The 13187-nt window shown below is 55.5% G+C and carries 13 protein-coding genes and 1 tRNA gene; 11 read left to right on the plus strand and 3 right to left on the minus strand.

Going from position 1 to position 13187, the window contains the following annotated elements; all coding sequences use genetic code 11:
• Positions 1 to 21: 21 nt before the first annotated feature.
• Positions 22 to 342: a 2Fe-2S iron-sulfur cluster-binding protein gene (locus ABNS66_RS10705; RefSeq protein WP_027874112.1), complete on the minus strand. Its 321-nt coding sequence runs from the start codon at positions 340 to 342 to the stop codon at positions 22 to 24.
• Between the two features lie 184 nt (positions 343 to 526).
• On the opposite strand from ABNS66_RS10705, the gene ABNS66_RS10710 reads away from it, so the two are divergent.
• The 4 genes from ABNS66_RS10710 to ABNS66_RS10725 all read left to right on the plus strand — a co-directional run bounded on the left by ABNS66_RS10710 (position 527) and on the right by ABNS66_RS10725 (position 4039).
• Positions 527 to 967: a nuclear transport factor 2 family protein gene (locus ABNS66_RS10710; protein WP_286837783.1), complete on the plus strand. Its 441-nt coding sequence runs from the start codon at positions 527 to 529 to the stop codon at positions 965 to 967.
• On the plus strand, positions 960 to 1832 hold the full coding sequence (locus ABNS66_RS10715) for an SDR family NAD(P)-dependent oxidoreductase (RefSeq protein WP_286837785.1): 873 nt from the start codon (positions 960 to 962) through the stop codon (positions 1830 to 1832). The genes ABNS66_RS10710 and ABNS66_RS10715 overlap by 8 nt, the downstream gene beginning before the upstream one ends.
• A 194-nt stretch (positions 1833 to 2026) precedes the next feature.
• Positions 2027 to 2395 carry a hypothetical protein gene (locus ABNS66_RS10720; protein ID WP_286837786.1) on the plus strand — a complete coding sequence of 123 codons (369 nt, stop codon included), beginning with the start codon at positions 2027 to 2029 and terminating at the stop codon, positions 2393 to 2395.
• 531 nt (positions 2396 to 2926) lie between these two features.
• Positions 2927 to 4039, plus strand: coding sequence for a hypothetical protein (locus ABNS66_RS10725; RefSeq protein WP_286837788.1), 1113 nt, complete (start codon positions 2927 to 2929; stop codon positions 4037 to 4039).
• A gap of 52 nt (positions 4040 to 4091) precedes the next feature.
• Here the strand turns inward: ABNS66_RS10725 and ABNS66_RS10730 are convergent, their stop codons facing one another.
• Both ABNS66_RS10730 and ABNS66_RS10735 read right to left on the minus strand, forming a co-directional pair.
• Complete coding sequence (locus tag ABNS66_RS10730) at positions 4092 to 5741, minus strand: hypothetical protein (protein ID WP_286837790.1); 1650 nt, start codon at positions 5739 to 5741, stop codon at positions 4092 to 4094.
• A 232-nt stretch (positions 5742 to 5973) separates the two neighbouring features.
• Positions 5974 to 6060, minus strand: a tRNA-Leu gene (locus tag ABNS66_RS10735).
• Between the two features lie 122 nt (positions 6061 to 6182).
• Between ABNS66_RS10735 and rnr the strand changes: the two genes are divergently transcribed.
• The 7 genes from rnr (at position 6183) to dnaB (ending at position 13146) form a co-directional block, all read left to right on the plus strand.
• Positions 6183 to 8594 (plus strand): ribonuclease R, encoded by a 2412-nt coding sequence (rnr, locus tag ABNS66_RS10740; protein WP_286837791.1) that lies wholly within the window; start codon positions 6183 to 6185, stop codon positions 8592 to 8594.
• Positions 8595 to 8649: 55 nt separating this feature from the next.
• Complete coding sequence (gene rlmB / locus ABNS66_RS10745; RefSeq protein ID WP_286693970.1) at positions 8650 to 9381, plus strand: 23S rRNA (guanosine(2251)-2'-O)-methyltransferase RlmB; 732 nt, start codon at positions 8650 to 8652, stop codon at positions 9379 to 9381.
• 157 nt (positions 9382 to 9538) lie between these two features.
• On the plus strand, positions 9539 to 9982 hold the full coding sequence (gene rpsF, locus ABNS66_RS10750; protein ID WP_204996199.1) for a 30S ribosomal protein S6: 444 nt from the start codon (positions 9539 to 9541) through the stop codon (positions 9980 to 9982).
• Between the two features lie 26 nt (positions 9983 to 10008).
• On the plus strand, positions 10009 to 10236 hold the full coding sequence (gene rpsR, locus ABNS66_RS10755) for a 30S ribosomal protein S18 (RefSeq protein ID WP_027874105.1): 228 nt from the start codon (positions 10009 to 10011) through the stop codon (positions 10234 to 10236).
• Between the two features lie 39 nt (positions 10237 to 10275).
• Positions 10276 to 11094 (plus strand): hypothetical protein, encoded by an 819-nt coding sequence (locus ABNS66_RS10760; RefSeq protein ID WP_286837793.1) that lies wholly within the window; start codon positions 10276 to 10278, stop codon positions 11092 to 11094.
• 35 nt (positions 11095 to 11129) lie between these two features.
• Positions 11130 to 11576 (plus strand): 50S ribosomal protein L9, encoded by a 447-nt coding sequence (gene rplI, locus ABNS66_RS10765; RefSeq protein ID WP_204996201.1) that lies wholly within the window; start codon positions 11130 to 11132, stop codon positions 11574 to 11576.
• Between the two features lie 157 nt (positions 11577 to 11733).
• The gene (dnaB, locus tag ABNS66_RS10770) at positions 11734 to 13146 is read left to right on the plus strand and encodes a replicative DNA helicase (protein ID WP_204996336.1); all 1413 of its coding nucleotides are present in this window, start codon (positions 11734 to 11736) and stop codon (positions 13144 to 13146) included.
• The last annotated feature ends 41 nt before the right edge of the window (positions 13147 to 13187 follow it).

Below are 13187 nucleotides of genomic sequence, written 5' to 3' on the forward strand. Positions count from 1 at the left end.
TCGCGGCAGTCAGCAAGGCGCTTAGTATTGCGAGGCGGGCAGGCGTACTTCCATTCCTTCTAGGTCGTCGCGCACCTCAATTTGGCAGCTTAAGCGGCTGCCCTCTTCGGGCTCGAGTACGCCGTCGAGAATGCCTTGTTCCATATCATCGGCTGCGGGCAGTTTGCTGCGCCAGGGTTCGTCAATGTAACAGTGGCAGGTTGCGCAGCTGCACGAGCCGCCGCACTCGGCCAGAATGTCATCGATACCGCCGTCGAGTGCGGCTTGCATCAGGCTGTGACCGCTCTCGGCCTCGACTTCGCGGGCCTCGCCGTTGTGAGAGATAAAAGTGATTAGCGGCATAAAATGCTCCAGTGGGTTAGTTGTGTCGTCTGCTGCTGGGTGCAGGTGGCGCAATTTTACCCTCTAGAAGGGGCGATGCCAGTCTTGAATGGAAATGTTGTCAATTGTGATGCTATTGGGCGATGTGTGTCGCTTGCTGCATAGCTATATTGCCTGTTGCATAAGCTGAGAGTGGGGAAATACGGTGACTACAGGCAAACACGAGCTAAGCCTGGCTGACCGACTGGCGCTACATGAACTGCCAGGGCGGTACGGCGACGCAGTGGACGATCGGGACTGGGCGCAAATGGATTCAATCTTCACCAAGGACGCAGTATTTGAAGTGCGCGGCCTAGTGACCCTGCGAGGTGTTGCAGAGATAAAGCGTTATATGGCGGAGGAGGGGCAGCACCCACTCGCCCACTTGATGTGTAACATCCATGCCCGGGAAGACGGTGATGGCGCGCGGCTATTTTTTCGCATTATTGCGCCGGTGCCGCGCGAGGATAAAAGTCGCGATGGCTACTGTATGCACTTCGGCTCTTATTATGACTGGCTGGTGAAAACCGCACAGGGTTGGCGGGTGAGGCACCGAATTTTCTCGGCGAAACGACTAACAGAGTATGAGGAGGCCCGAAGTGAGTGAGATAAAAGTAGCGCTGGTCACGGGGGCGAGTCGCGGCGCTGGCGCGGGCATCGCTCGTGCGCTGGGTGCTCACGGTATGACGGTTTATGTTACCGGTCGCACCGTTGAGCCCGGCGATGCCAAAGCCTGGGATGGCTCGGTATTGCCCGGCACCGTTGCGGAAACTGCTGCTGCGGTAACGGCTGCGGGTGGCAAGGGTGTTGCCGTGTTATGCGATCACAGTGACGACGAACGCGTGGCCGCGGTGTTTGAACAAATTCGCCGTGAGCAAGGGCGGCTTGACCTACTGGTCAATAACGCGACCTATATGCACCCGCAGCTCATTGAGCAGAAACCCTTTTGGCAAAAAGACATCTCGGCCTGCGAGATACTCAACGTAGGATTGCGCTCGGCCTATATCGCCAGCTGGCATGCAGCGCAGATGATGGTGGAGCAGGGGCGCGGGCTTATCGCTTTTGGCTCATCATTTGGTGCCTCCTGTTATATGCACGGCCCCGCCTATGGCGCGCAGAAAGCCGGGCTGGATAAGTTTGCCCACGATATGGCCGTAGACTTGCGGGGTTCGGGAGTGAATACCCTGTCGGTGTGGATGGGGCCGCTCAAAACCGAGCGCGCTGCTGTTGCCAGCAAGGTCAATCCAGCGCAATACGAAGCCTTCAGCAAAACTGCCGAGAGCCCGGAGTTTACCGGTCACATTCTCTATGCCTTGGCCACCAGCAACCAAGCAGAGGCCTTGAGTGGCCACACCGTGATCGGGGCAGAGTTGGCGCGGGAACTTGGCGTAACCGACGAGGGCAGTGTCCGCCCCTCCTACCGGGAGACTTTAGGCGAGCCGCCGAAACCCAATCCGGCTGTGGTGTATTAGGATAGTGGCGTTATTCCTTACCGATAATTATGAATTTTAATTTTTAGCCGAGGGAGGTGTATGGTGAAAATATACAGGTGTGGAAATAAATGTATTGAGCTATGCACCCTTCATTCCGTTTTTTGGGTAGAAGGCCCTACAGCGACGGCGTCAATCTAGACCTCTGGGATTATTTGTTTATGGGGTGGGAATAAATGAGAGCCCTCAATGAGCGCGAACAGCTTTCTGTACCGCTTTCTATATCACTTTTGCCATTATTTTTTCGATCAAATGATATAGAGGTTATGTTGTTCGGGGGTATATTTTTTGTATTATCAATGGCGCTCTATTCAAAATACTACTTTCCTAGCCGGAAGCTGAAGTTGGTGGCCTTTTTATCGGTATTTTTACTGGCTGTCTATGGGGTCTATTCGTGCTCGATTGGCTACTGCTACGGGAATCATGAGTTATTGGCCTCAATCAGGCCATTTGATGTTATTTATTTGATATATATGGTTTCTATTTATGTTTATATGTCTATGAAATATGAGGCGCTGGCAGATAGCGGGAAGCTGGCAGAGTGATTTCGGACCTTAGTCAGTAGGATGACTAATGCATGATTAATGAAGTCATGATAAAAAAGGAGCCAAATAAATACACCAGGTTGGAGTTATTGATTTTATGAAGCCTTACTTCAATAGCTCTCGCTATAGTCTCCACCGATAATGGCTTTGCCGGTCACGAACAGCTAGCTGTCATTGGTGTGACCGCACAGTACGGATGTGCCACGCCGAGGCCGGGCGCTTTTGTGCAAGATGCTGGCAACCAGCGAGCGTTGAACCGTTCCCTCGACGCTTCGTCGCTATTTTTGTGTCCTCGCAGTCGCAAGAAACCCCTACTTTTTCAATTGTAAGTTCTCAGCTCTTCTCAATTTTTCTTGCTAAGCCAGCGACAAGCATAGTGGCACATGCCTATAATCCGGCGGCATGTTGCCGTTGCCCACGGTGGATGAGTGGGGGCAGTAAATGTTCAATATGGTATCGACCCAAGCGTCATGGATGAGCTGGCAGGTCTGATGACGGGACGCTATAGCAGGCATTACGCAAGTACTTGGGATGCAATCACTACCATTAAGCAACGAGCCAGCGTTGATTCAGCACCTTTACGGTGCCCTGATTGATCCGGCGGGTTTTCATCACTTTCTCGAGACGTTGACGCTGTCTATTGGCGGTGAAGCCGCTGAGCTGTTGGTTATTCGCCGCAACCCCCTGCGGGTGGAGAATGTTTGGTACTACGGCCTTTCTGAGGAGTTGTTGCAGTGGTACATCGGCAGCGACATGATTGCCGTGGATATCGTCATCAATACGGCAATTCGTCAGGCACCAGGCGCTTTTCAGACCGCGCTTACCTATGTCGAAGAGACTAACCCCGATGAGGGCTCTGTACGCTGGGAAGAAGAGCAGGGCATGCTCGATGCCGCTTGGCTTGTTGTAGAAAGCTCAGCGGATGAATGTGTGCTGCTGACAATTCAAAGAACCGTGGAACAGGGTGCATTTCAGCCGCATGAAATTGGCGCTCTGAACCGTCTTGCTCCCTATATTCGTCAGGCTGTGGGCCTCAATCGGCAGTTAGCATCGCGCAGCGACGCGTCGTCATCCCTGGCTGCGGTCATCGATGTATTGCCCGATGCGACGTTAGTGCTGGACAGCTATTCCACGGTGTTGCACTCCAATAAGGCCGCGCGAGCATTGCTTGATCGCGAGCGCAGCCTGGCGATACGCGATGAGCGCCTGAGTTTTTCAGAGACGGCGCTGCAGTCCGCGTTTTTTCTCGCCTCGACACAGGTTGTGCGCGCCAGTATTGGTCGCGAGGGGCATTACACCGAGACCTTATTCTTAAAACGTACCGGTCGCCAACCGCTGATCTTTGTTTTGCGGCCGATAGAGAGCAGCGAGTTATTGGCGGGCGGAGCGCTGCTTACCATTTATGAGCCCGGTCACCGGCAGTTACCAAATGCCGAACAAATTGCCGGCTATTTTGAACTTACGGTGGCGGAGTCACAGGTGTGCGAGCACTTAGTAGCGGGCATGGATTTGCAGGCGATTGCCGACCACTTGGGGCGCAAGATAAGCACTGTGCGGTACCAGTTAAAGCAGGTTTTTCAGAAGACGGCATGCACCCGGCAGGGAGAGTTGGTGAGCAGTATTTTGGCGGCGCTGTTGCGATAGCGCCTGTTGAAATGGGTGTCTGCGGGCAGTTTATGCCCGCAGGAGATTGAGCTTATTTTGCGACGACCTCTCCGACCAGCTCGCTGATAAAAAAGGCACTTTCATGGGACGTGGTGCCGTCCTTATGCGAAAAGCTAATCAGCGCCATGTCACGTCCGCGGCTGTCTTTGATGGGTGCAAAGAGCCAATAGCCTGTTGAGTCGTCGTCCATGGTTTCATAGTAATCGAGACTGCCCGCCGCATTGACCTTCCAGCTGTGTTCGATAGTGCTTGACTCATCGGGGCCAAAATCCACTCTGCCTGAGCCGTTTTCGTAGAGCCTGACCGAAATTTTATCGGCCTCATCTGGGAAGGCGTATGTAAAGGCTTTGCTCTGGTTCTCGACAAACAGGCGCTCTGCGCTGCGTTCAACGGTAGCGGTTTTTCTATAGATGGCGCTGCCGTTGTCATCTTCTACTCGCAATTTTACCGTGAAGCGGCCCACGCGCATGAAGCTGAATGCCTCCTCGGCGTCGCTTTCGCAGTTGAAATCTCCCCATTTGGTGGTGGTGCATACATCGTCACCGTCGGATAAGCCGCCGTCTCCGTCGGTTTCTGAAACGATGTCAGTCACGCTGAACTGTTTGCCATCAATGCTGTAATTTCCCCATTCTGAGGTAGGTGCGTCAGCGGGGAGGGAGGCGTCACCCTCGTCGCGATAGCTGTGGGCTACGTTGTAGCTGCCATCCTCAAGTACCGTAAGAACGTGGAATTCGTCTGCCTGATCTTCAATCAGCCAGCTACCTACAAAAGCATTGCTGCTACTTTTGACGCTTTTAAACGCTGCGGCGGCATTCGCCTCGCTACCAAAATGTAGCTCATCGTTAACTAAGCGAACCGTTTCCTGGCCGCAGCCTTCGCCCAGCGTTTCACAGAAACCGCCATCGGTATTCGACTGTGCCTGGGCGCTGAACGTGATTACGCCATCGGCAGGGTTCCACTCGTAGTAGCCCCACTCTGCGGTGGCGGTACCCTGATCATCGTTGCCGTATTTGTGACTGACAATGTAGCGATTCCCGCTCAGGAAAGTCAGTACGCTGATTTCTTCGCCATTTGGCCCTTTACCGTTACTGCTCTCGCCCGCCGGCTCGACAAATAACCAGCTGCCGCGCAGGTCGGCCTGTTGTGAACGGCCAAAATGGGCTTCGGCCTTGTCCGCGCTGACTAAGCTTTTGCCGGTGGGGGGCGCAACTTCGGTGTCGAATTGCGTTTCAAACTCTGACTGCGGTAAGCCGAGATTGAGCTGTGCATCGGCAAGAAGCCCGTGAATCTCGCCGTCAATGGTAATGCCATTGTCAGGATTGCCGTCATCGTCCAGTGACTGCAGTAAGCGCAGAATATTGGTGACCTGGTTGGGCGTGCCGCCGTCCATGTCGGCTGGGGTGACTCGGCCGCTGGCGGGAACCGCGGGCAGTGTGATTCCACCAATACTGAAGGTGACGCTATCGCCCTCGACAAATTCGTACTCACCCAGCTCAGTCGTGCTGCCTGATTGGCCGCTGGGCGCGGTTTGATAGCGGATGCCGGCAACGGCGCTGTCGGTAAAAATGCCTCGCTGGACCTCTGGCTCGGAACTATTGCTTCCGCCGGACGAGGAACCACCGCCACCACAGGCGGTGAGTGTAAAGGCTAGGGCGAGCGGCCCCCAATGAGCTGATTTCATGGTATCTCCGATTTTTGTACCGAATGTCTAAAGTCGCTAGAGGACCATAGAGCCAGGTACAGCTCATCTCCCAAATTGGGTATGTGTTACTGGGTAGCGGCGGGAATCGGTAATATTTCTATAATTACCGGGAGCGCGTCTTACTGTTTGCCTGTTTGGGGGGGGGACGTAAGTGAAATGGTGGGGTATAAAAAAAGGCCTTCGCTGATTCAACGAAGGCCTTTTCAAAATATGGTGCCCAGGAGAGGACTTGAACCTCCACGGCCGTGAGGCCACTAGCACCTGAAGCTAGCGTGTCTACCAATTTCACCACCTGGGCAGGGGGTAAAACGAGGCAATTGCTGCCGAGGCGCGCAATTTACTGATATCGCGCTTTTTTGTCAACGCTTTGCGTTACACTAGGCGCAAATTTTCTAGCTATTCAAGAGGAACTGCCACTGCATGCCAAAAGGCCGCAAGCAACATAACGACCCCCATGCCGCTCGTGAAGCCGAGCGCTATGAAAATCCTGTACCTAGCCGCGAGTACATCCTCGACCAGTTGAGGTCTTCAGAGCAGGGTATGACGGCAGCGGCGCTGCGCAAGCGTCTTGATATTGCCGGGGAGGAGCTGGAGGAGGGCTTGCGCCGCCGCATCAAGGCGATGTTGCGTGACGGCCAGTTGATTGAGGGGCGCCGCGGTAAGCTGATGGCCCCTGTTGTTGGTGATGCGATTAAAGGACGAGTGCAAGGGCATCGCGACGGCTACGGTTTTGTGCTGGTCGAGGATGAAGAGGATGTATACCTGCACAGCCGGCAGATGCAGCAGGTCTTTGACGGTGACACGGTTGCAGTAGAGGTTACGGGCAGTGATCACCGTGGGCGGCGGGAAGGCATTATTGTCGATGTGCTTGAGCGCAATACCCAGCAATTAGTGGGTAAGCTGGTTGACCACCGCGGCCGCTGGGTTGTGGTGCCGGATAATAGTCGAATCCAAAATTGGGTCGCGCTTGAGGATGATGACACGGCGGGTGCCAGCGAAAATGACTTTGTGATGGTGTCTATCACGCGTCAGCCCGGGCTGCGCCAGCAGGCGCGGGGCAAAATAGTTGACGTGCTCGGTGACCGAGCGACAGTGGGCGTTGCCACCGAGCTGGCACTGCGCAGCCATGAAATCCCCTTCGAGTGGCCCGAGGCGGTAGAGGAGCAGGCTCGGCAGTTTGGTACTGCGCCCGCGGAGGTGGATAAGAAGCGCCGTGTCGACTTGCGCAAGCTGCCACTAGTGACGATTGATGGCGAAGACGCGCGGGATTTCGACGATGCCGTGTACTGTGAGAAAAAGCGTTTCGGTGGTTGGCGGCTGTGGGTGGCCATTGCCGATGTCTCGCACTATGTGACGCTGGGCTCCGCGCTGGATGAAGAGGCCCAGCGTCGCGGGACCTCAGTGTATTTTCCCGATCGAGTGGTGCCGATGCTGCCGGAGGCACTGTCCAATGGTCTGTGCTCACTAAACCCGGATGTCGACCGCCTGTGCATGGTGTGTGAAATGACCATCAGTGCGCGGGGGCGGCTGAGTGGTTACCAGTTTTATGAGGCGGTAATGCGTTCACATGCCCGCCTTACATACAACGAAGTGGGCGCCATGCTCGGCGTGGAAGGCGCTGACCCCGCTAAAGACACCGGCAAACACCGCGACCTGCTTCCTCAGTTAAGCGAGCTTCACAATTTGTACACAGCGCTGCGTGAGGCGCGCTCCAAGCGTGGTGCCATCGACTTTGAAACGGTTGAGACACGCATCGTCTTTGACAACGAGAAGCGTATCGATGCGATCGTGCCCGTACACCGCCACGATGCTCACCGAATGATTGAGGAGTGCATGCTGATCGCCAATGTGGCGACGGCAAAAACGCTGGAAAAGTCAGGGCTTGAAGCGCTGTTCCGCGTGCACAATGGCCCGTCTGAGCAAAAGCTGAGTAACTTGCGAGAGTTTTTGGCGGAGATCGGGCTGGGGTTAAAAGGTGGCGACGACCCCTCACCCACCGATTACCAAAAATTATTGGCGAGTTTGAAAGACCGGCCCGACGGCCAGATGATTCAAACGATGATGTTGCGCTCGCTGAGCCAAGCCGTGTATCAGCCGGACAACGATGGCCACTTTGGCTTGAACTACACCGGCTACACCCACTTTACCTCGCCGATACGGCGCTACCCGGATTTGATGGTTCATCGGGCGCTGCGGTATTTGTTGCGCAACGGTGGCGGGAAAGCCCCCAAATGCTTCCGGCCTGTGAAAGGCGCACCTGATCTGCCGCGCGAAAAGATCTATCCCTATGATATGGCGGCGCTGCTGGGTCTGGGTGAGCACTGCTCGATGGCCGAGCGTCGCGCCGATGATGCCAGCCGCGATGTAATGGCGTTTTTGAAATGCGAATTCCTGCAGGAGCATGTGGGCAGTGAATTCGACGGCATGATCGCTGCGGTGACCGGCTTCGGTTTGTTTGTTGAGCTGCAGGACCTCTACATAGAAGGGCTGGTGCATATTTCAGCGCTGCCACAGGACTACTATCAGTTTGACCCGGCCCATCAGCGCTTGGTGGGTGAGCGCAGTCGCCGGGTATACCAGTTGGGTGATTCGCTAAAAGTGCAGGTGCTCAGTGTCGACCTAGACGAGCGCAAGGTCGATCTCGGCTTGGTGCAAGGCGAGACCAAGCGCCGCCGTAAACCGTCGCTGCGCGAAGCGCTTGCCAAGGGGCAGGTGCCAAAGTCCAAGCCTGGTAAAGCCCCTAAGGCAAAGCGCGGTGCTGCTGGCAAGAAGTCGGGCGCAAAGAACAGCTCTGCCAAAAAGGGAGCGGCTAGTAAAAAGCGCCGCCGCTAACGCAGTGATGAACCCCGCCCGTGAGGAATACGGGATGCTTACAAAAGGTTAAAGAGTGAAAGAGCAGATTTTTGGCTTGCACGCCGTTACCACTGCGCTGCAACGCCGCCCGGAAAGTATTAGTGAAATGTGGGTGCTGGAGGGGCGTCGAGACAAGCGACTACATACCGTGCTTGAGCTGGCGCAGCGACATGGCATTACTCTGCATGAATGTTCTCGAAAGGTGCTGGATGAGCTCGTCGACGGACGGCATCAGGGGGTGGTTGCCAGTGCCAAAGCGCCGACGCAAACCCATGAAAAGCGCCTGCCCGAGCTGGTTGCTGAAGCGGGCAAGCGCGCTTTGGTACTGGTCCTCGACGGTGTGACTGACCCCCATAATCTCGGCGCTTGCTTGCGCAGCGCCGATGCGGCGGGGGCCACGGTAGTGATCGCGCCCAAGGATAATTCTGCGAGCTTAAACGCGACCGTACGCAAGGTGGCCTGCGGGGCTGCCGAAGCAGTGCCATTTGTGCAGGTAACCAATCTGGCGCGCAGCCTGCGCCAACTCCAAGAGGCGGGGGTGTGGATTATTGGCTTGGCGGGAGAGGCGTCGCAGTCGCTGTATGAATGTGACCTGGCGGGGCCTGTTGCGCTGGTGATGGGCGCCGAAGGGGCAGGTATGCGGCGCCTAACCCGAGAGCAGTGTGATTACTTAGCGCACCTGCCAATGGCCGGGGAGGTCAGCAGTCTCAATGTATCGGTTGCCACCGGGGTGTGCTTGTTTGAAGCGGTGCGCCAGCGTCTTTAATACCCGAATTTGATTAAAAAATGCACGAATTGCTTGCATCTGTCAGGGTGCTTGCCTAGAATTCGCGCTCTTGTTTTAACGGTAAGCTCGTCCATAGCGGCTGGTTTGCCCTCCTTGCCACACCATAAAGGGTGGCTTAACCCGTAAGGAGCATACAATGCGTCACTACGAAATCGTGTTCCTGGTCCACCCGGATCAGAGCGAGCAGGTACCTGGTATGGTCGAGCGTTATACCCAGGCTATCGAAAAAGACGGCGGTAAAGTTCACCGCTTGGAAGACTGGGGCCGCCGTCAACTGGCTTACCCCATCAACAAAATCCACAAGGCTCACTACGTGCTGATCAATGCTGAAGCAAGCGCTGATGCGATCGACGAGCTGACCACAAACTTCCGCTACAACGACGCTGTTCTGCGTAACCTCATCATCCGTCAGGATGAAGCGGTTACTGAAGAATCTCCGATCATGAAGGCGGAAAAAGAAAGCCGTGAGCGTCGCAGCCGCAGTGAACAGCGCAGCGAGCGCCGTGACAGCGAGCAGCCTACCGAGAAGCGTGAAGAAGCATCAGAAGCCGCTCCGGCTGCTGAGCAGAACGCTGAATAATTGCGGACAGAGTGAGGATTTAAAAGATGGCACGTTTTTTCCGTCGTCGTAAGTTTTGCCGCTTTACCGCGGAAGGTGTTAAGCAGATCGACTACAAAGATCTGGACACTTTGAAAGCCTATGTTTCAGAAACTGGCAAGATTGTTCCCAGCCGTATTACTGGAACCAACGCCAAGTACCAGCGCCAGCTGTCTACCGCGATTAAACGCGCGCGTTTTCTGGCTCTGCTGCCTTACACCGACAGCCATAAATAAGCTGAGCGGATAGTCATGCGCCCCCTTGCAGAATTTATTATGAAAGGGCGCCTCCAGGCGGTGGCAGTTGCCGGTCTGGGGATAGGCAGTTTGATGTTTGCCTGGGTAGGGGCCTCAGCCGCTGCCTTGGTTACCCTGAGAAAGGGAATGACCGAGGGCGCCTTTGTTGTATTTTGGGCGCTTTTACCGGCCATCGCCGTTGCGTTATACGGCCAGGATGTCGGCCCGCTTTGCATGCTGTTAACTACAGCCGCAGCAGCCGAAGTACTGCGTAGCAGTCGATCCTGGCCTTTAGCACTTGCCAGTGCTGTGCTGGGTGGAATGCTCAGCGCCTTTGCCCTGTATCACGGGGCACAGGAATACCTGGCGGGAATTTTGGCTACCGTGCAGCCGATGCTGGACCAGCTTCAAGCGCAGTCCAGCAATGCGCTGCCCCAGATACTGACCGGCGATATTGCGGCAGTGATTGGCGGCAGCACAGTGTTGTGGAGCGTGTTAGCGCTTATGCTGGCGCGCTGGTGGCAAGCACTGTTGTACAACCCGGGTGGGTTTCGCAAAGAGATGTGGTCTTTGCGCCTGCCAGCGGTACTGACCGTTGTGTTCGTGGCAGTGATGCTACTGGTGAGCCAACTGGGCGAAGTGTACCGCTTCTGGGGCGTTATGTGTTTGCTGCCACTGATTGCTGCGGGGCTGTCACTGGTGCACGGGGTGGTGGGTCGTCTTGCCTTAGGGCGTGTATGGCTAGTGGTGTTTTATATCGCGCTGCTGTTGTTAGGGCCGCTGTGGGCGGTGCTGATTTTGGCAGCGATTGTAGATAGTTGGATTGATATCAGACGGCGTTTGCCGACGGCCCAATAGGCCTCGAGACAGACGCGCAGAAGAGGGTTAGAACCATGCAAGTGATTCTGCTTGAGAAAATTGGCAAGTTGGGTGACCTGGGCGACCAGGTAAATGTGAAATCCGGTTACGGCCGTAATTTCCTGATTCCCTTCGGTAAAGCAGTTCCTGCCACCGAAGACAATGTAGCGACATTCGAAGCGCGCCGCGCCGAGCTGGAAGCCGCTGCTGCTGAAAAGCGTGCAGAAGCTGAAGCACGCGCAGCGAAACTGGCTGAAGTGGCTGTTAACATCGAGGCGAATGCGGGCGAGGGCGGCAAACTGTTCGGCTCTATCGGTACTCGCGATTTGGCTGAGGCGATCACTGCTGCTGGCGTTGAAGTAAGCAAAAGTGAAGTGCGTATGCCTGAAGGTCCCATCCGTGAGATTGGTAGCTACGAAATCGCTATCCAGGTTCACAGTGATGTGATTCAAAACGTTGCCGTAACGGTTGTTGCTGAGTAATAACTCGCCAATCAATGGTAGCAGCGGGCGGTGGAGCACTGCCCGCAATGCTGTGTCCTGTTAATGGGGCGCGGTGAAAAAAGCGCGCGTGGCCTTGCTGGTCGGCGCGTTTTTTTTTTGCCACAATGGCCAACCAACCTGAGCAGTGAGTGTGGCTGTGCAAGCTGACGCCTATCCAGAATCTGAATCGCCGCCGGAATTTGATGACGGTGACTTCGCGAAATTGAAATTGCCTCCGCACTCTCTGGAAGCGGAGCAGTCGGTGCTGGGCGGCTTAATGATTGCCGGTGAAGCTTGGGACTCGGTTGCCGATATGGTTGGCGAGGGCGATTTCTTTCGCCCCGAGCACCGTCTGATTTACGCCTGTATGAGTCAGCTGGTCGAGCAAGAGCAGCCGATTGATGTTGTCACCTTGGCGGAAACCCTGGCGCGCAACGGGCAACTCAAAGAGGTGGGTGGCACCGCCTACCTTGCCGAAATCGCCACTGGGACGCCGTCGGTCGCGAATATCCGCGCCTATGCGCAAGCCGTGCGCGAGCGCTCGATCTTTCGTTCGCTGATCTCTGCGGCCAACTCCATTGCCGATACGAGCTTTAACCCCGAGGGGCGAAGCAGCGACGAAGTACTGGACGAAGCCGAGCGTCGCATTATGCAGATCGCTGAGGAGCGCCCGAAAGCGGGCGGCTTGGAGCCGATCAATCCACTGTTGAAGGAAGCCGTTGATAAAATTGACGAGCTATTCAACAACGACGATGCAATTACCGGTTTAAGCACGGGCTTTGAAAAACTCGATGAGATGACCTCTGGCTTGCAAAAGTCGGACCTGGTCATCGTCGCTGCGCGACCATCGATGGGTAAGACGACGTTCGCCATGAACCTGGTGGAAAACGTCCTGTTGCGATACGAGCAACCGGTACTGGTGTTCAGTATGGAAATGCCAGCCAGCCAGCTGATGATGAGGATGTTGTCGTCAGTGGGTAAGATCGACCAGGGCCGGGTGCGCAGCGGCAAGCTGGAAGAGGAAGATTGGCCTAAGCTGAGCGCCGCGGTAAGTAAGTTGAAGGATCGGCCGCTGTTTATCGATGATACCGCGGCATTGACCCCCACCGAGGTGCGTTCGCGGGCACGTAAAGTGCTACGCGAGCATGGCAGTATCGGCATGATCATGCTCGATTACCTGCAGCTGATGCAGGTGGCCGGCAAAGGAAGCGAGGGGCGAACTGCGGAAATTTCCGAAATATCGCGCTCGCTCAAAGGGATAGCAAAAGAATTCGACTGCCCGGTCATCGCGCTGTCACAGCTTAACCGGGCACTGGAGCAGCGGCCCAATAAGCGCCCGGTGAATTCCGACTTGCGGGAATCCGGTGCGATCGAGCAGGATGCCGACGTCATCATGTTTATCTATCGTGATGAGGTCTACAACGAAGAAACGCAAGATAAAGGCGTTGCGGAAATCATCATCGGCAAGCAGCGTAACGGCCCCATCGGAACCGCGAGATTGAGTTTTATTGGTAAATTTACGCGCTTCGAAAATCTCGCCTTTGGCGATTACGACGACCCCGGTTACTAAGCTCAGCCTATCAGATGACACGGGGCCTAGGCCCCGTCTCC

The sequence above is a fragment of the uncultured Spongiibacter sp. genome (assembly GCF_964011655.1).
GTDB lineage: Bacteria > Pseudomonadota > Gammaproteobacteria > Pseudomonadales > Spongiibacteraceae > Spongiibacter > Spongiibacter marinus.